This is a genomic window from Ensifer sp. GW821-FHT05G01 (assembly GCF_059419585.1).
This window is the reverse complement of sequence record NZ_JBWKSC010000003.1, coordinates 278,320-294,500: the sequence shown is the minus strand read 5'-3', so window position 1 is coordinate 294,500 and position 16,181 is coordinate 278,320. Positions and strand designations below refer to the sequence as shown.

General features: G+C 62.3%; 19 protein-coding genes. 9 read left to right on the top strand and 10 right to left on the bottom strand.

From position 1 onward, the window contains the following. Positions 1-78: 78 nt before the first annotated feature. The 3 genes from AC07UR_RS10170 to AC07UR_RS10160 are packed head-to-tail and all read left to right on the top strand — an operon-like array spanning position 79 to position 2,202. The gene (locus tag AC07UR_RS10170) at positions 79-984 is read left to right on the top strand and encodes an ATP-binding cassette domain-containing protein (RefSeq protein WP_173420222.1); all 906 of its coding nucleotides are present in this window, start codon (positions 79-81) and stop codon (positions 982-984) included. Further along, positions 977-1,807 (top strand): zinc ABC transporter permease subunit ZnuB, encoded by an 831-nt coding sequence (znuB, locus tag AC07UR_RS10165; protein ID WP_025427319.1) that lies wholly within the window; start codon positions 977-979, stop codon positions 1,805-1,807. The genes AC07UR_RS10170 and znuB overlap by 8 nt, the downstream gene beginning before the upstream one ends. Further along, the gene (locus AC07UR_RS10160) at positions 1,807-2,202 is read left to right on the top strand and encodes a Fur family transcriptional regulator (RefSeq protein WP_077503781.1); all 396 of its coding nucleotides are present in this window, start codon (positions 1,807-1,809) and stop codon (positions 2,200-2,202) included. The genes znuB and AC07UR_RS10160 overlap by 1 nt, the downstream gene beginning before the upstream one ends. A 36-nt stretch (positions 2,203-2,238) precedes the next feature. Here the strand turns inward: AC07UR_RS10160 and AC07UR_RS10155 are convergent, their stop codons facing one another. The 6 genes from AC07UR_RS10155 to AC07UR_RS10130 form a co-directional block, all read right to left on the bottom strand. After that, complete coding sequence (locus tag AC07UR_RS10155; protein WP_494700037.1) at positions 2,239-2,769, bottom strand: gamma carbonic anhydrase family protein; 531 nt, start codon at positions 2,767-2,769, stop codon at positions 2,239-2,241. A 191-nt stretch (positions 2,770-2,960) separates the two neighbouring features. Next, a complete protein-coding gene (locus AC07UR_RS10150; RefSeq protein ID WP_209791345.1) occupies positions 2,961-3,647 on the bottom strand; it encodes a fumarylacetoacetate hydrolase family protein in 687 nt (228 codons plus the stop codon). 67 nt (positions 3,648-3,714) lie between these two features. Further along, the gene (locus AC07UR_RS10145) at positions 3,715-3,918 is read right to left on the bottom strand and encodes a hypothetical protein (protein ID WP_210264383.1); all 204 of its coding nucleotides are present in this window, start codon (positions 3,916-3,918) and stop codon (positions 3,715-3,717) included. A gap of 370 nt (positions 3,919-4,288) precedes the next feature. After that, the gene (locus tag AC07UR_RS10140; protein ID WP_173420219.1) at positions 4,289-4,528 is read right to left on the bottom strand and encodes a DUF982 domain-containing protein; all 240 of its coding nucleotides are present in this window, start codon (positions 4,526-4,528) and stop codon (positions 4,289-4,291) included. 156 nt (positions 4,529-4,684) lie between these two features. Next, positions 4,685-4,924, bottom strand: coding sequence for a hypothetical protein (locus tag AC07UR_RS10135; protein WP_209791344.1), 240 nt, complete (start codon positions 4,922-4,924; stop codon positions 4,685-4,687). Positions 4,925-5,437: 513 nt separating this feature from the next. Further along, complete coding sequence (locus AC07UR_RS10130) at positions 5,438-5,737, bottom strand: GNAT family N-acetyltransferase (protein WP_234941962.1); 300 nt, start codon at positions 5,735-5,737, stop codon at positions 5,438-5,440. Here AC07UR_RS10130 and AC07UR_RS10125 point away from each other — a divergent pair. Further along, entirely contained in the window at positions 5,684-5,839 is a 156-nt protein-coding gene (locus tag AC07UR_RS10125) for a hypothetical protein (RefSeq protein WP_234941943.1), read from the top strand. The two genes, AC07UR_RS10130 and AC07UR_RS10125, sit on opposite strands and share 54 nt — an antisense overlap. Before the next feature lie 115 nt (positions 5,840-5,954). Here the strand turns inward: AC07UR_RS10125 and AC07UR_RS10120 are convergent, their stop codons facing one another. Beyond that, on the bottom strand, positions 5,955-6,338 hold the full coding sequence (locus AC07UR_RS10120; RefSeq protein WP_077503774.1) for a hypothetical protein: 384 nt from the start codon (positions 6,336-6,338) through the stop codon (positions 5,955-5,957). 146 nt (positions 6,339-6,484) lie between these two features. Further along, positions 6,485-6,946, bottom strand: a complete 462-nt coding sequence (locus AC07UR_RS10115) for a DUF3828 domain-containing protein (protein WP_209791343.1) — start codon at positions 6,944-6,946, stop codon at positions 6,485-6,487. A 418-nt stretch (positions 6,947-7,364) separates the two neighbouring features. Between AC07UR_RS10115 and dusA the strand changes: the two genes are divergently transcribed. Continuing rightward, a complete protein-coding gene (dusA, locus tag AC07UR_RS10110; protein WP_412728395.1) occupies positions 7,365-8,462 on the top strand; it encodes a tRNA dihydrouridine(20/20a) synthase DusA in 1,098 nt (365 codons plus the stop codon). Positions 8,463-8,645: 183 nt separating this feature from the next. On the opposite strand, the gene AC07UR_RS10105 is transcribed toward dusA, so the two are convergent. After that, on the bottom strand, positions 8,646-8,858 hold the full coding sequence (locus AC07UR_RS10105; RefSeq protein WP_025427309.1) for a cold-shock protein: 213 nt from the start codon (positions 8,856-8,858) through the stop codon (positions 8,646-8,648). A gap of 811 nt (positions 8,859-9,669) precedes the next feature. Here AC07UR_RS10105 and AC07UR_RS10100 point away from each other — a divergent pair. The 3 genes from AC07UR_RS10100 (at position 9,670) to AC07UR_RS10090 (ending at position 12,373) form a co-directional block, all read left to right on the top strand. Further along, the gene (locus tag AC07UR_RS10100) at positions 9,670-10,239 is read left to right on the top strand and encodes a J domain-containing protein (protein WP_173421027.1); all 570 of its coding nucleotides are present in this window, start codon (positions 9,670-9,672) and stop codon (positions 10,237-10,239) included. Between the two features lie 356 nt (positions 10,240-10,595). Continuing rightward, positions 10,596-11,318: an LssY C-terminal domain-containing protein gene (locus AC07UR_RS10095; protein WP_209791341.1), complete on the top strand. Its 723-nt coding sequence runs from the start codon at positions 10,596-10,598 to the stop codon at positions 11,316-11,318. Positions 11,319-11,617: 299 nt separating this feature from the next. Continuing rightward, positions 11,618-12,373 (top strand): bestrophin-like domain, encoded by a 756-nt coding sequence (locus AC07UR_RS10090; protein ID WP_173420206.1) that lies wholly within the window; start codon positions 11,618-11,620, stop codon positions 12,371-12,373. 47 nt (positions 12,374-12,420) lie between these two features. Here the strand turns inward: AC07UR_RS10090 and uvrB are convergent, their stop codons facing one another. Continuing rightward, positions 12,421-15,414 carry an excinuclease ABC subunit UvrB gene (gene uvrB / locus AC07UR_RS10085; RefSeq protein ID WP_209791340.1) on the bottom strand — a complete coding sequence of 998 codons (2,994 nt, stop codon included), beginning with the start codon at positions 15,412-15,414 and terminating at the stop codon, positions 12,421-12,423. A gap of 209 nt (positions 15,415-15,623) precedes the next feature. Between uvrB and AC07UR_RS10080 the strand changes: the two genes are divergently transcribed. After that, on the top strand, positions 15,624-16,061 hold the full coding sequence (locus tag AC07UR_RS10080; RefSeq protein WP_209791339.1) for a GNAT family N-acetyltransferase: 438 nt from the start codon (positions 15,624-15,626) through the stop codon (positions 16,059-16,061). Positions 16,062-16,181 lie beyond the last annotated feature (120 nt).

The window sequence follows — 16,181 nt, the reverse complement described above, 5'->3', positions numbered from 1 at the left end:
TGTAATGTTATTACATCAATTGCGTTATGCTATAACGTGTGCGATAGCCAGTGGCAACCGCCAATCCGGAATTTTTTGATGCTGAATTTCCGATCCCCAGAAACGACACCGCTGGTGCGGTTGAACAATGCCGGTGTTCGCCGCAACGGCCGCTGGCTCGTGCGCGGCGTCGAGTTTTCGATCAGCCCCGGTGAGATCGTCACCTTGATCGGGCCCAATGGCTCCGGCAAGTCGACGACGGCAAAGACCGCGATCGGCGTGCTGAAGGCCGACGAAGGCTACGTCGAGCGCAAGCCGGGTCTGAAGGTGGGCTATGTCCCGCAGAAGCTTTCCGTCGACTGGACGCTGCCCTTGACGGTCGAGCGGCTGATGACCTTGACCGGGCCGCTGAAAGGCCGGGAAATCGAGGAGGCGCTGTCGGCGACCGGAGTTCTTCACCTGGCGAAGGCCGAGGTGCAACATTTGTCAGGCGGCGAATTCCAGCGGGCGCTGCTCGCGCGCGCGATTGCCCGCAAACCGGACCTGCTGGTGCTTGACGAACCGGTGCAGGGGGTCGATTTCAGCGGCGAGATTGCGCTCTATGAACTGATCAAGCAGATCCGCAACCGCACCGGCTGCGGCATCCTCCTGATCTCGCACGACCTGCATATCGTCATGGCCGAAACCGACACGGTCGTCTGCCTCAACGGCCATGTCTGCTGCACAGGCACGCCGCAGGCCGTCAGCCAGAGTCCTGAATACCAGAAGCTCTTCGGCCGCCGTGCGGCCAGCACGCTTGCGGTTTACAGCCACAACCACGACCACACCCATCTGCCCGACGGGCGCGTGCTGCATGCGGACGGCTCGATCACCGAGCACTGTTACCCCGGCGATGGCCATCACCATGACGAGGACGACAACGTGCATGACCATGGCGACGATTGCGGCTGCGGCCATCATAGCCGCCTGCATGGCTTCGAATTGAAGGAGAAGCGCGATGCTTGACGATTTCTTCGTCCGGGCGCTGATCGCCGGCATCGGCATCGCCGTCATGGCAGGCCCGCTCGGCTGCTTCGTCATCTGGCGGCGCATGGCCTATTTCGGCGACACCATGGCGCATTCGGCGCTGCTGGGCGTGGCGCTGTCGCTGCTTCTCGATCTCAACTTGATGGTTGCGGTGTTCATCGTCGCGGCGGCCGTCTCCATACTGTTGCTCTTCCTGCAGCGGCGCGGGGCGCTGTCGACCGATGCGCTGCTCGGCATCCTCTCGCATTCGGCGCTGTCGATCGGCCTTGTCATCGTCGCCTTCATGACCTGGGTCAGGATCGATCTCGTCGGCTTTCTCTTCGGCGACATCCTGGCGGTGTCGGAATCCGACATCGACATCATCTGGGGCGGCGGCATCCTGGTGATCTTTGCCATCGTCTATCTCTGGCGGCCGCTGCTGGCCTCCACCGTCAATCCCGAACTCGCGGAAGCGGAAGGCATGAAGCCTGAACGGGCGCGGCTGTTCTTCATGCTGCTGATGGCGTTGGTGATCGCCATCGCCATGAAGATCGTCGGCATCCTCCTGATCACGTCGCTGCTGATCATCCCGGCGGCGACGGCACGACGCTTTGCGACATCGCCTGAAATCATGGCTGTTCTCGCCTCGGTCATCGGCGCGCTTGCCGTGACCGGCGGGCTTTTCGGCTCGCTGCACTGGGATACACCGTCGGGACCGTCTATCGTCGTTGCCGCACTTGCGCTTTTCGTACTGAGTCTGCTGCCGATCGGGCGGCGCCGGTTGGAGACAGCGTCTCATTCCACGCCTGGAGGGCATCATTGATGGCGACCCCGCAACTGACCAAGAACCAGACAATGGTGATGGATGCGCTCAGCCATTCCGAAGGCCCCTTGAGCGCCTATACCATTCTCGACAAGCTGCGCGATCAGGGTTTTCGTGCGCCGCTGCAGGTCTATCGTGCGCTCGACAAACTGCTCGAATATGGCCTCGTGCATCGGCTCGAAAGCCTCAATGCCTTTGTTGCCTGCACATGCCCGCACGAGCATGAGCACGACCATGGCGTAACGGCGTTCACGATCTGCGAGGGATGCGGGCAGGTAACTGAGTTCCACGACATCGCGATCGAGCAGCGGCTGTCGGCGCTGACGCGGGCGCAGAACTTCAAGACGGAAAAGACCACGATCGAAATCCGCGGCCATTGCCAGAGCTGCGCCTGACGGAGCGTGGCCAGGCATGTCTGGAACTCACTGCTTTCAGTCGAGCTTCGTCAGCTGTATTGCGTAGCGTTGCCAGTTCTTGACATAGTGGCTCGCCGAGCGCTTCAGCCCCTCGACTGCCTCATCGTCCAGCACGCGGATCGCCTTGGCCGGTGATCCGACGATCAGCGAATTGTCCGGAAACTCCTTGCCTTCGGTGACCAGCGCATTGGCGCCCACCAGGCAGTTGCGGCCGATCTTGGCGCCGTTCAGCACCGCCGCGCCCATGCCGATCAACGAATTGTCGCCGATGGTGCAGCCGTGGATGATCGCGCCGTGGCCGATGGTGCAGCCTTCGCCGATGGTCACGGGAAAGCCGGGGTCGACATGGATGACGGTGTTTTCCTGGATGTTGGTGCCGGCGCCGAGACGGATCGGTTCGTTGTCGGCGCGTAGCGTCGCGCCGAACCAGATCCCGACATCCTCGCCAATTTCCACCTGGCCGATGATGTTGGCGTCCGGCGCCACCCAGTAGCTGCCTTGCGCAGGCGTTTGCGGGCGCAGCGGTCCAAGGGCGTAGAGCGGCATCGCGTGATCCTTGCGGTCAGGAGCATTTCCAGGAAAAGTGCGTAGCGGTTTTCCGTCGGGAAATGGCTCAAAGGTGGTTACGGCATTTCTACGAAAAGTCTGTCGCGGTTTTCCGTTGGGATATGCCTCAGGATAAGACGATCGAGCGCTTCCGTGGCTCCGAGCAGAGCGATTGCGGAAGCGCCCTGATCCTAGCGAACGGTGACGGCGAGGGCGGCCACGCCGTCGACGCCACAGGTTACCGTGTCGCCGCGCACCACGGGACCGACGCCCGAAGGTGTCCCGGTCATGATGATGTCGCCAGGCGCCAGCGTGAAGAGCCGCGAAAGTTCCGAGATGACCTCGGGAATTTTCCAGATCATCTGGTCGAGATCGCCTTGCTGGCGCAGCTCGCCATTGACCTTCAGCCAGATATTGCCGTTGGCGGGGTGGCCGATCGCCTCGACCGGTACGATTTCGGAAACCGGCGCAGAATGCTCGAAGGCCTTCGCCGCGGCCCAGGGCTTGCCGGCCTTCTTGGCCTCCGCCTGCAGGTCGCGGCGGGTAAAGTCGATGCCGACGCCATAGCCATAGACACAGTCGAGCGCCTGTTCGACCGGGATGTCGGCACCACCGCTTTTCAGGGCGACAACCAGTTCGACCTCATGGTGCACATCGCTCGTGCGCTGCGGGTAGGGGAAGGCTTTGTCAGCCACCAGCAGATTGTCCGGGTTTTTCTGGAAGAAGAACGGCGGCTCGCGATCCGGGTCGTGCCCCATCTCGATCGCGTGGGCCGCATAGTTGCGACCGACGCAATAGACCCGGCGCACCGGAAAACCCACGAGGCTGCCGGTGATCGGCAACAGGACGGGTGGCGAAAGTGGAATGACTGTTTGCATGATTGTCCGGCTGTTTAGAATCCCAGCCGGACGTTAGCACCCTCTCCGGGTGCTGCAAGGGTTTATCTCAGGCGCAGCCGGCGTAAGCCTGCAACTGGTCGCGTGTGAGAAACCGGCCGTCGGAGCGAGAGTTCAGCTCCGGATGGCTGTATTCAAGGCTCGGGACTTGCAGTTCCAGGGCCTGGCGCACGGTCATGATGCCAACATCGCGACGGTCACCGCCGCGTGTTACCGTGACTTCAACGATGCGATAGAGATTCTGTTCAGTCATGATATCTCTCCCGTTTTCGTTGTCCCTTTGCCGGGACATTATGCTTTTCCCTTGAATGGGACTGAGGCGCTTCGAAATTGGTTTTTATGAGGCACCTCATGATATACCGGAGAGAAATGAACGCTTCACGACAGAAATCGGGCCATTTCCGGGATATTTGTGTGCGTTTTGAAGATGGTGCGCCAAACCGGCACGCAACCGCAATCACCTCATCCCATGCGCAGGCTCGGTTCCGGGGCGCGGTCGCGCCGCCACGTGTCATTTCTCAGAAACGGCGTCAGGCGCCAAACAAATCGTTATTCCGCATGCTCTTCGCATGCCAACGACAAAGGGTGAGTGCAGGGCACTCAAGGCAAGCGGAAAACGCCTCTCAGTGCGCTTTCAATTCAGCTTCTCGCGCGGCCGAAATAAACAGCGATCGCGCTTCCTCGACAGTCCGACGGCCGTCGATGGCGGCGCGGCAGGCGCTGCGGGCGGCGACGTAGCTCGGTCCGCGGCGCGGCCAATGGTCGGCAAGGCAGGCAAGCGCGTCTGATGGGCCCTTGACGGTGCGGACATCGCCCGTCACGAGGTCGAGTTCGATCGGCTGGTTCCAGATGATTTGATACATGCGTCTCCTCCTCGAGATCATCTCAATGAATGTCGGCATCGGGACGGCTTGCGGCAGGGCTCCTCCCACGCGGCAAACAGTCAATCGCTCTAATGTAGCGCAGGATAACGCTTTTGTAAGCAGCCTTTCCGGGTGCGTTTCGCCGCCATGCAACCTCTAAGCCGAGGTCGATGTCTCCGCCAGGCGGGAGGCGAACCAGCGGCCAACGACGAGCAGCAATTGCTCGTTTGTCGTGCCCGCCAGATATTCGTCGATCAGCATGCGTGCATGCCGGCGGGCGCGGGCGCTGTCGCGCGGCCAGCAATGTTCGGCGCAGATGTCATCGAAGACCCGCTGCAGCGTGTCGATATCAGGCTGCGACAGCGCGATACATTGTGTCGAGCGCAAAGGGTTCACAGCATTCTCCCCCGGGGGCACTAAAGCCGCAGTGCCCGGCGAACTATGCCACAACCCGTGATAATTGAACCCCTCGGGAATAAGGGGTTCTCGAGGTTGATCTGCCGGAGTTCGCCGTACTTCACGTACTGCGAGGCAGCAGAGGACGACGGTAGCGTGTTGCTCGCGCCAGTTGGACCGCCGACAACTCAGATCACGTTGCCCAGAGGCGACCTTCGCGTCCGTCAGGATCGCGTTGCGCGGCTAGAAGATCGTGCCCGCAACGGATACCGCTATGGTTGCCGCCAGTGCGGCAAGCATAAGAGCGGCACTGACCGTGACCGCTAATGTTCGGCGCCGTCTTGCGCCACTCCAATCGTAGCTCATGTTTTCGCTCCGATGACAATCATGCCATTTTGGGACGATCGGCGATTCTTCTTAACAAATTGTTAGGAAGTGGAGCCTGGCAGAAACGGCCTGTTGCCGGACGCGCCCAATGGCTGACGGTGCGAGCGGCACCCGTGCCGGGCGCCCTTATTCTTCGGCGATGTGCCGACGCATGGTGACGGCCGTGCCGAAGCGTGTATTCGCTTCGCCGACGACGACAAAGCCGCAGCCGGCGTAAAAGCCTTGGGTTTCGGGCGACGCGACGACGATCAGCGTCTCAGCACCCCATTGGCGTGCCTTGCTGCAGGCTTCGCGAACGAGGTGGCGGCCGATCCCCATGCGTGACCATCGGGGTTCGACGAACAGGCCGTCGAGCTCGACGGTGCCATCCGGGTGGGTGATGACGACCGCAAAGCCTGCAAGGACTGCTTCGACGGTCGCGACCAGCGTGCCGCCCTGGGAGATGTGCTCGATCGGAAGATCGATGGCATCGGGATTTTGAAGAAGAAGCGCGCGATAGGCTTCATGCGTGAGCGAGGCCGCCGCTGAATCTCGATCAGCGCCAGACGTTCGTCCGGCCGGGCCGGGCGGATTTCATGCGCGCTCAAGGCTGGCCCCCGGCAATTGCTGTCGGATTGTTCGCGCCCACGAGGTTGTTGCCGGTTCAGGCCGGCCCGACACCTGCCACCTTGGTCTGGCGGCCGCCTTCTTCGATCCTGACGTAATCAGGACCAATCCGGGCGAACTGGTCGCAGCGTCGGCCGCCATCCTCGAACGTGATGCAGACCTCGTCGCCGGCGATCGTGTAGGTTCCGCCGTCGCGTACTTCGTAGTCGCGGTAGCCATATCGGCCGTCGGCAAAGTAGGAAGAGACAACGCCGTTGATCGTGTAGCGCAACGACTTGCCAACGATGAGGGCCTGAAGATCGGCGCCGGAAAGCGTCGGCACGGATGGGGGCTTCGGCGTTGCGATCTCCTGGTCTTCAAGCGCCATCGACTGGCAAGCTGCGAGCTGGAGAGTGAGGAGTGCCACGATCGCACGTTTCATGCCGTCTTCCCTTGTTCCTGGCGTCTGTATCGATACAGGGACGCTGCCCTAATCGCCTGTGACACTGCCTGTCAAGCCGATGATAGTTGCGTCCATCTTTCTGCGCGACCCGGCCGAGCGCGAATTCGCCTCCGCGCTGCGTGGTTTCAGTCCTGCGCGTTGGCGAAAATCTCGCTCAATCTCCAGCGGGTGTCGCCCTCGATGCTTTCGATGTCGTCGACCTGCCAGTTGCCGCCTTCATCGATCAGGCTGTATCGCAGGGTCATGGGGGTGGAGAAGTTTTCGAAACGGACGGTGACAACAGCAGCCTGGCCGCTGATTTCTGCCTTGCCTACATGCAGGTCGGCAATGTCCCAGTCCTGACCGTTGATGACGGGGTCGAAGCCGATGGCACCGACCTCGCCCTGGTTCTTCTGTGCGTCGTCCGCATAAAGCCCGGTCAGCCCGTCGGAGAAAAACGCGTCGCGCTCGGATGTGTCGCCATTGCCGAGATAGGGTGCATAGAGCGCCTCGATCAACGCCGCCGGCGTTTCAAAAGGCTGGGCGACGGCATTTGAAGCGCTCACGGCGGCAAGGCTGAGTGCCGCAACGACTATGAATCTTGGCATGGAAAGGCCTTTCATCGAATCCAGGAGCCTTTCTTATCAAGGAATGGCGCTGCGCAACTGCGCCAATTTTGGTGTTGCCGTGATCGAAAGAAAAGGTTGGGGCAGGGGCAGATGGTTGCAGCGCGGTTACCGTTCGCCGACGTCGCTTCTCGGTGGCGATCGAAGGATGGTCTCCAATCAGCACAAGGACGTTTGCGGTTGCCGGCGTTCCGGATGCTGTCGGCCGCCGGCTCCGGGTGGCCAGTGCGGCCATCTCGTGCTATGGGGCTCCCGGGCGATGCCGGATCCGACGCCAGTTGGGCGCATTCGTTTCAATGTCGTCCTCCTGGATTGCTACAAAACCGGCCGCCTTGCACCTATTTGACAGGGACTGCCGCACGAAGGTCGAAGTCGCGCGCCCGCCGCGCACCGATCGTTTATGAGAGACTTGCCTGATATGGCCGAAACGTCGCGCAACAGCCGCTATTTCAACACTCCGGTTTTCGCCGTGGCCCCCATGGTGGATTGGACCGACCGGCACTATCGCTTTTTCGCGCGCCGGCTTTCGCGGCATGCGCTGCTCTATACCGAGATGATCGTCGCGGATGCGATCCTGCGGGGGGATCGCGATAAGCTGCTCGGCTACGATGCCTCGGAGCATCCGCTGGTGCTGCAGCTTGGCGGTAACGATCCGCGCAAGATGGCCGAGGCTGCGCGCATTGCCGAAGAGTTCGGTTATGACGAGATCAACATGAATGTCGGCTGCCCATCCGACCGGGTGCAATCCGGGACCTTTGGCGCCTGTCTGATGCAGGAGCCCGGCATGGTGGCGGAATGCGTGGCAGCGATGAAGGCGGTGGTTCGCGTCCCGGTGACGGTGAAGTGCCGCATCGGCGTCGACGAGCAGGATCCGGAAGTGGCCCTTCGCGATCTGGTGTCGCGTGTCGCGGACGCGGGAACCGACGCTGTCTGGGTGCATGCGCGCAAGGCGTGGCTGCAGGGACTGTCGCCCAAGGAGAACCGCGACATCCCACCGCTCGACTACGCTCTCGTTCATCAATTGAAACTCGAAAATCCTAATCTTTTCATTGGTCTCAACGGCGGACTTCAGACTTTGAGTCAGTCGCTTGAGGAAATGAAAGGGCTTGATGGCGTGATGCTTGGCCGCGCCGCCTATCACGACAGCGCCATGCTGACGGCGGTCGATGGTTTCTTCCCGCATCCGCTCACCGGCGCGGCGGCGCTCGACCACAAGGGCGTGGACTTCTCCGAGCGCGGCCATCGGCTGGACCTGTCGTTCTGGGCAGAGATACGCGATGTCATGGCCGACTATGCGAGCGGCCACATTGCCAATGGCGGGCGGCTTGCGCATGTCACCCGGCATATGGTCGGGCTGTTCCAGGGCTGGCCGGGCGCGCGGCGCTATCGCCAGATCCTGTCGTCCGACGCCACGCGGCAAGGCGCTGGACCTGAGGTCATTCATGCGGCCTTCGACGCGGTGTTCGAAGCGGCCGCAACCAAGCAGGCGGCGGAGTAGGCCTTTTGATCGAGGCTGCACGCCGCTTGATCGACTGCAGGCGTGAGCGTCGCAGCGGTTGAGCCGTCGAGGCTTGCGTCGCCGGTGATATCTGCGCAGCGGCAGCAGAAAACGATCAGCCCAAAACGAAAACGGCGCCCCCGAGGGAGCGCCGCTTCCAAAAGTCCAGTCGGACGATCCGGCTTACGAAGCCTGGATGTTGACGGCCTTCGGGCCCTTGCCCATGCGGTCAGCTTCGGTGTCGAACGTGACAACCTGGCCGTCCTTCAGCGTAGCAAGGCCAGCGGCCTGTACAGCGGAGATGTGGACGAATACGTCCTTAGCGCCGCCGTCCGGCGTGATGAAACCAAAACCCTTGTCCTGGTTGAAGAATTTTACGGTGCCCTTAGTGGCCATGGAAGAAGTCCTTTTCCTTCAGTCTTAAAGCTATACCCGCGCCCCCGTGAGGATGTGGGTGTGTCGTCTTCCGCATGCAAGCGGATAGGCGTCGAGTAGTCACGATAACGGGGAAAGAACGTCCATTTGCCGCTTCCGGCCGGCCCGGCAAGCCGGGCACAAAAGAGAAAGTCCAGTCTCCGGGATTGAAAACGCCCGAACGGTAGCAGCAGTGACAGTATTTGCAAAAAAAGGCAAGAGCCATTCGCGCGGCATATTTCGGGAAAATGAGCCGCCAACCACAGCATTCTCAGGGGTTTTGGACGGGCGGCCGCACGCGGCGCGAGCACTGGCCTGAGCAGGCGTGGCGAGCTGCGGTATCCGCCACGCAATATCCTTTCTTCTCAAGCGTCGGCAACATGGTCCAACGTCCGGGGATATCGAGTGACGATGCCGAATGTGACTGAAGAGTCCATCATTGCCGCCCGGGTGGCTGCCACCGGTTGCGATCCCACGAGCGGCTGTGCGTCCCTTCGGCTCCCGCTCGGCGCGCGCGTGGCGCGTAAAAATCGGGGAAGGCCCGTTTCTCACCACAATTTCGTCCCGACCACGATCGAACGTGCGCGCCGCCGCGACGGACGGGTATCGCCCCGACGAGCGGCGGCGGTGTGCGACGCTGATCCCTTTCACATCGCATCAGCACTTGAACATGTTTGGGATAACGCGCAGGCTTTACCGGTGATTGGTTCCGGTCTTCCGGTACGTGCGTTAGGTCAGGCGGAGAAATCGGAATGCAAGACGAACAGGGGGCAGCGTGATCGATCCCTACGAGATGCTTGGCGTAGACCGCGACGCGAACGACCAGACCATCCGCACGGCCTATCGCAAGGCGGCCAAGGCGGCCCATCCCGACTCTGGCGGCGATGCGGAGCAATTTGCCCGGCTGCAGGCGGTCTATGAACTCCTGAAGGACCCGGTGCGCCGGAAGGTCTTTGACGACACAGGCTACGATCCGCAGCTCGCCGAGCCGCGCGACCTCAAGGGCCTGATGATGCTTGAGACGCTGGTCAACGACTTCATCCTCGACGAGCGCGAGCCCGGCAGCTTCGATCCCGTTGCCGCCATGCGCCGCAAACTCTCCGACGATATCGTCAAGAGCCGCTTCCATATCCTCGAACTGGAGCGTCACCGCGCCCGGGTGCGAAAACACCTCGACCGTCTCGGCCGACGGCCGGAGACAGACGTGCTCGGCTCGATGCTGCGCGCGCGCTCCCGCTCGATCGCCGAGGCGATCAAGACCACCGAGGAGCAGATCAAGACCATCGAGCAGGCCTATGAAATGCTGGAAGGCTACTCCTACGAGCTGGAGGCGCTGGAGGCCAAGGCGCACGCGGCGGAGTAGAGGCAGCGCGCATCCTGTCGACAAGCGGCGCGGTAGCAACTTGCGGCAGAGGCGCTGCGCGTTCCTGGTCGAGCTGTCGGCCGTTCGGGACCTGACGCCCGTCGCCGGTCTGCCGATCCTGCATAATTCCTTGGGCCCGGATCGATTTGATGAGAGAATTCTTCAGGAAATAGAAAGTGTTACGGTGGCGTCTGCATGTCGCACTTGATGCGCGGCGCTGCAGCCGATTGACCCCGCGATTGAAAGCCCGTCGATCCCGCTTGGTGCGGGCGGGATTGCACGTTTGCCGCCCCGTTGCTTTCCGGGCCGTATCGGGTTTAGCTGATATCGCCGCACCGGGATCGAGGTGAACGCATATGACCCGCCACAGCAAACTTCGTGCAGTGTTGAGCGCCCTTTCCGCCGGGCTCGTAGCCTATCTGCTGATCAGCTACTTCCTGCTGCCGGACATCTGGCTTTTCCGCGACCGCAGCCGGATTGACAGTCTCAGCCCCATGGTGACCACCACGGAACAGGATATCCCCGGCGACCCCATCAATGTCGGCCTCGTCGGTTCGAAGGAGCAGGTTATCCGCGCCTTTGCGGCCGCGGGCTGGGATCCGGCCGACAAGGTCACGCTCCGCTCATCTGTCGATATCGGCTTGAGCGTGGTGCTGGATCGGCCCGACCTCGATGCGCCGGTCAGCCCGTTGTTCTTCGAGGGGCGGAAACAGGATCTGGCGTTCGAAAAGCCGGTCGGCAAAAGCGCCGACGAGCGCAACCATGTGCGCTTCTGGTTGAGCAACCAGCCCGCGGAGGGCGGCGGGTCGCTCTGGCTCGGTTCGGCCAGCTTCGACCGCGGCGTCGGCTTAAGCCACGACACGGGCCAGATCACCCACCACATCGGCCCGGATCTGGACGCGGAGCGAAACCTGGTGATGTCAGACCTGCAGAAAACCGGGCAGATCGCATCGACCTACGAGATCCCCGGCATCGGTGCGACCAAGACCGGCCGTAACGGCGGCGGCGATCCCTATTTCACCGATGGCAAGGCGCTGGTGGGGGTGCTGGGGCAGGCGACGGCCAGCGGCGGCAACTAAGGTGAGGCCGGCAATCGCCAGGCGATGATCCGGCCCCGGCAGCAATGTCTTGCCCTTAATTTCGAGCGGCCGCTGGATCCGACATTGCGAAGGTTCGGCGCGCGAGGGCGTTGCGCGCATCGCCAAAGGTCCTATCCTACAGCGCCGCGCGTCTTGTTGGACGCGCGGCGCTGTAGCACTTTGAACTGCTGCATGTTTCTACCCGTAAATCGAATAGCATTTAGGGATAGAAACACGCAGCAGGGGACGTTGATTTGCCCCGACCCAGAGGGCGGCGGCGCAGCAGGAGCGGGGCTGGAATGAGTGCGATCTTGATTGCCGTTGCCGCCTTCCTCTGCCTGAGTGTCGCGGCGCTCGGCATGATGCATGTCTACCCCAAGCTGCACGCGCGGCATCGTGACGACGATACCAATACTGTGGTGCGGCTCGTCGCCAACATTTTTGTCGTCATGGCGTCGCTGGTTTTCGGCCTGATGATCAATTCGGCCAAGAACACCTTCGAGGGCATCGACGACAATGTGCATTCCTTTGCCACCAACCTGATCCTGCTCGACCGCACGCTCCGGAGCTATGGCCTCGCCGGCAACGATGCCCGGCAATATCTGATCGCCTATGTGGAGGCGGCGATCGCCAACCCCGAGCGCGTCAACGATGCGCTGCATAAAGCGCGCAACGCCGGACAGCAGCGGCTGGACACTGTCGGCAACAGCCTTGCGTCCATCCAGCCGGCCGACAGCCTCCATGAATCCATGCTGGCAGAAGCACGCGAGCAGTATAACCGCATCGTCGATCAACGCTGGACGATCGTCGAGCAATCGGAAGGCGCGATCCCGATGCCTGTCATCGGCATGCTGATCGCATGGATGACGCTGGTCTTCGCGAGCTTCGGCTACCGCGCCCCGCAAAATGCCGCGGTTGTCGCCATGTTCCTGGTCTCAGCCCTGTTCATCGCCGGCTCGGTCTTCATCGTGCTCGACATGGACATCCCGTTTACCGGTGCGATCCAGATTTCGGATGCGCCGTTGCATCGGGCGCTGGCGGAGATGAAGGTGTAGAGGCTTGGGCCTCGGCGGTTGCCCACAGCTGACATTGCAGCGCTGGTTTATTTGCCCGGCCGCCCGGTCTTCCCCTTCGTCCGACCCTTCTGCCGCTTCTCATCCACGGGATCCTCATAGGAGCCGACACCCGGCTTGGCACGGATGATCGGCTTGTCCGGCACCTTGCCGATCACAGGCTTTTCGGTGCGGCCGACGGTCATTTCGTCGAGGCTGTTCTTGCGAAAGAGGCTTTGGCCCTCGGCATCCTTCCGGCCGGCCGGCGTCGCGACGTCGCGGCCCATTTCATCGAGGTCGGGCTTGCGGAACAGCGGGCGTTCAGTGTCGGTGCCCGGGCCCATGTCGTCGAGCGATGGTTTCTGGAACAGCGATTTTTCGTCGTCCGTTGGGCCGGTTGTTCGGCTGATCGCGGTGATGTCGCGCGCAGGGCGAGCAACGCCGCCGCTTCGGTCGCCTCTGGCGTCGCCGATGCCAACGTCGGCTGCCGGTGACCGCGCGCTAGACTTGCTGCTCTTCGAGCGGCCCTCGATCGCTTTGGCCTCTTCCCGTGCCATCGGGTCGTCCATGGCGGCGAGTTCGGCGGCCTTGAGGCGTTTGATCTCGTCGCGCAGGCGGGCGGCCTTCTCGAAGTCGAGGTCGGCGGCGGCGTCGCGCATCTGCTTTTCCAGCGCGTTGAGGTGCGCCTGCAAATTGTTGCCGACGAGATGGCCGCCGTCCGCAAAACCCTTGCCGGCGACGCCGGAGATGTCGGCGCGCACGTGGTCCTTCTCGTAGACCGAGTCGAGGATGTCGGAAATCTTCGCCTTCACCGATTCCGGCGTGATGCCGTTGGCCTGGTTGTAAGCCATCTGTTTTTCGCGGCGGCGGCTGGTTTCGTCCATGGCGCGCTGCATTGAGCCGGTGATCTGGTCGGCATAGAGGATGACCTTGCCGTCGACGTTACGCGCGGCGCGGCCGATGGTCTGCACCAACGAGGTTTCCGAGCGCAGAAAGCCTTCCTTGTCGGCATCCAGGATGGCGACGAAGCCGCATTCGGGAATGTCGAGGCCTTCGCGCAAAAGGTTGATGCCGACGAGCACGTCGAACGCGCCGAGGCGCAGGTCGCGGATGATCTCGATGCGCTCCAGCGTGTCGATGTCGGAGTGCATGTAGCGGACGCGAATGCCCTGTTCGTGCAGATATTCGGTGAGATCCTCGGCCATGCGCTTGGTCAGCACGGTGACGAGCGTGCGATAGCCGGCAGCGGCCGTTTCGCGGATTTCGCCAAGCACGTCATCGACCTGGGTTTTGGCCGAGCGCACTTCCACCGGCGGGTCGATCAGGCCAGTCGGGCGGATGACCTGTTCGGCAAAGACGCCGCCGGACTGTTCCAGTTCCCAGGCGGCGGGGGTGGCCGAAACCGCGATGGTATCGGGGCGCATGGCGTCCCATTCCTCGAAGCGCAAGGGACGGTTGTCCATGCACGAGGGCAGGCGGAAGCCGTATTCGGCCAGCGTCGCCTTGCGGCGGAAGTCGCCGCGATACATGCCGCCGATCTGGCTGACGGAGACGTGGCTTTCGTCGATGAACAGCAGCGCGTTGTCGGGGATGTATTCGAACAGAGTCGGCGGCGGTTCGCCGGGATTGCGGCCGGTGAGATAGCGCGAATAGTTTTCGATGCCGGCACAGGCGCCGGTGGCCTCCAGCATCTCGATGTCGTAGCGGGTGCGCTGCTCCAGCCGCTGGGCTTCCAGCAGGCGGCCGCCCTTTTCCAGTTCGGCCAGTCGGTGCTTCAGCTCTTCCTTGATCGCCTTGATCGCTCCGTTCAGCGTCGGGCGCGGGGTGACATAGTGCGAGTTGGCGTAGATTTTGACCGATTTCAGGTCGCCGGTCTTCTGGCCGGTCAGCGGGTCGAACTCGGTGATGGCGTCGATCTCGTCGCCGAACATGGAGATGCGCCACGCCGCGTCTTCCAAGTGGGCCGGGAAGATTTCAATGGTATCGCCGCGCACGCGAAAAGAGCCGCGCTGGAAATCCATGTCGCGGCGCTTGTATTGCTGCGCCACGAGGTCGGCCAGCAGCTGGCGCTGGTCGAGCCGGTCGCCGACGCTCATCTGGAAGGTCATGGCGGTATAGGTTTCGACCGAGCCGATACCGTAGATGCAGGAGACCGAGGCGACGATGATGCAGTCGTCGCGCTCCAGCAGTGAGCGGGTGGCGGAGTGGCGCATGCGGTCGATCTGCTCGTTGATCGAGGATTCCTTCTCGATGAAGGTATCCGAGCGCGGCACGTATGCTTCCGGCTGGTAGTAATCGTAGTAGGAAACGAAATACTCGACCGCATTATCCGGGAAGAAGTTTTTGAATTCGGAATAGAGCTGGGCCGCCAGTGTCTTGTTGGGCGCGAGAATGACGGCGGGGCGCTGCGTCGCCTCGATCACCTTGGCCATGGTGAAGGTCTTGCCCGAACCGGTGACGCCGAGCAGCACCTGGCTGCGCTCGCCGGAGGCAAGGCCTTCGACGAGATCGGCGATCGCCGTCGGCTGGTCGCCGGCCGGCTCGTAATCGGAGACCATGCGGATCTCGATGCCGCCTTCGGATTTCGGCGGCCGGGCAGGGCGGTGCGGCGTCCACAGCTTGCCGTCCTTGAACAGCGGATTGCCGCTCTCGATCAGCGCCGACAGCGCCTCCACCGTGGCGGTGACGCCCGAGTTGGACAGCTTGTCGGCATCCTCAAGCGACACGTCGAGGCCGGCGACCGGATTGAGGCCCGCCGCGGCGCGCGTCTTCGGGTCGGTTGTCCCGCCCATCGACGTCCCTCTAGAGGATTTGGAAGCGGCGATTTCCACCTTCTTGCGGTGCTTGCCGGCCTTGGAGGCGACCTCGCGCTGGCTCTCGAAGGCCGAGGCCTCGGCATCCGCCTCGAGTTGTTTCACCCAATCGGAAACATTGCCGGAGAGCGGGGTTCCCGACAGCGGTGCCTGCGGGGCTTCCTCGAAGCCGCCGGGCACTGTCGATTTTTTCGGGGGATTTTTTGCAGACTTCTTCGGATCCTGGGCCATGGCGGGAATATGGACAGAGTCATGCCGAAAATAAAGGGGGAATGAGTACAAAAGGGAAACGAAATTTCCGGATTTTCCGAGGCTCGTTTTCAGCGTTTCGGGAGCCAGTGGATCACAGGACAGATGATCGCGGCTACCAATGCGTTCGCTTTGCAAATAGGAGGTCATTGCCGTCGAACTCGTCTGTCGGCGGATGGCAGGAGGTAAGCATGTTTGTCATCGATCGTTGTTTGCCGACATCGTCCCTGCCTCAGGATTTCGACGATCTGCGGCGTGACGCCGTCTCCGAGCAATACCGATTTGTCGAGCGGCTGCATGAGGATTGGGGTTCAGGCGCCATGCGCTTCGATGGGCGCGGCGAGGTCCTGCTGATCGCAGCCGTGGCCGGGACCTGCGCGGGACTGGGCGGTCTGACCGCCGATCCCTGCGCGCCAGACGCTCTGCGGCTCCGCCGCTTCTATGTCCGCCCGCAGTTCCGCGGCCTCGGTCTGGGGCGTGAGCTGGCGATCAGGCTGCTCGGGCATGCCCGCAACCATGCCCCACGTGTCACCGTGAATGCCGGCACGGCCGAAGCCGGGGCGTTTTGGGAAAGGATGGGCCTTCTCCCGGCCGCGCAATCGGGGATCACGCATTGGCTCGATTTCTGAGCCAACGGCCCGCTGCGAGTGGCACGTTTGAGCGGCTGCATTGCCATGGCCGATGCCCAGGGTGGCGCTGGATAGCCCATACGAGTTCTGGTTGCTGGAAGCTTACCCCGAATGGGCGAG

What these genes read in the sequence shown, in the direction of transcription:
- AC07UR_RS10080 (WP_209791339.1), top strand. Translation starts at nt 15,624, where the DNA reads ATGTTTGTCATCGATCGTTGTTTGCCGACATCGTCCCTGCCTCAGGAT.
- AC07UR_RS10115 (WP_209791343.1), bottom strand. Translation starts at nt 6,946, where the DNA reads ATGCCAAGATTCATAGTCGTTGCGGCACTCAGCCTTGCCGCCGTGAGC.
- znuB (WP_025427319.1), top strand. Translation starts at nt 977, where the DNA reads ATGCTTGACGATTTCTTCGTCCGGGCGCTGATCGCCGGCATCGGCATC.
- AC07UR_RS10140 (WP_173420219.1), bottom strand. Translation starts at nt 4,528, where the DNA reads ATGTATCAAATCATCTGGAACCAGCCGATCGAACTCGACCTCGTGACG.
- AC07UR_RS10145 (WP_210264383.1), bottom strand. Translation starts at nt 3,918, where the DNA reads ATGACTGAACAGAATCTCTATCGCATCGTTGAAGTCACGGTAACACGC.
- AC07UR_RS10095 (WP_209791341.1), top strand. Translation starts at nt 10,596, where the DNA reads ATGACCCGCCACAGCAAACTTCGTGCAGTGTTGAGCGCCCTTTCCGCC.
- AC07UR_RS10155 (WP_494700037.1), bottom strand. Translation starts at nt 2,769, where the DNA reads ATGCCGCTCTACGCCCTTGGACCGCTGCGCCCGCAAACGCCTGCGCAA.
- AC07UR_RS10170 (WP_173420222.1), top strand. Translation starts at nt 79, where the DNA reads ATGCTGAATTTCCGATCCCCAGAAACGACACCGCTGGTGCGGTTGAAC.
- uvrB (WP_209791340.1), bottom strand. Translation starts at nt 15,414, where the DNA reads ATGGCCCAGGATCCGAAGAAGTCTGCAAAAAATCCCCCGAAAAAATCG.
- AC07UR_RS10120 (WP_077503774.1), bottom strand. Translation starts at nt 6,338, where the DNA reads ATGAAACGTGCGATCGTGGCACTCCTCACTCTCCAGCTCGCAGCTTGC.
- dusA (WP_412728395.1), top strand. Translation starts at nt 7,365, where the DNA reads ATGAGAGACTTGCCTGATATGGCCGAAACGTCGCGCAACAGCCGCTAT.
- AC07UR_RS10160 (WP_077503781.1), top strand. Translation starts at nt 1,807, where the DNA reads ATGGCGACCCCGCAACTGACCAAGAACCAGACAATGGTGATGGATGCG.
- AC07UR_RS10090 (WP_173420206.1), top strand. Translation starts at nt 11,618, where the DNA reads ATGAGTGCGATCTTGATTGCCGTTGCCGCCTTCCTCTGCCTGAGTGTC.
- AC07UR_RS10105 (WP_025427309.1), bottom strand. Translation starts at nt 8,858, where the DNA reads ATGGCCACTAAGGGCACCGTAAAATTCTTCAACCAGGACAAGGGTTTT.
- AC07UR_RS10100 (WP_173421027.1), top strand. Translation starts at nt 9,670, where the DNA reads ATGCTTGGCGTAGACCGCGACGCGAACGACCAGACCATCCGCACGGCC.
- AC07UR_RS10150 (WP_209791345.1), bottom strand. Translation starts at nt 3,647, where the DNA reads ATGCAAACAGTCATTCCACTTTCGCCACCCGTCCTGTTGCCGATCACC.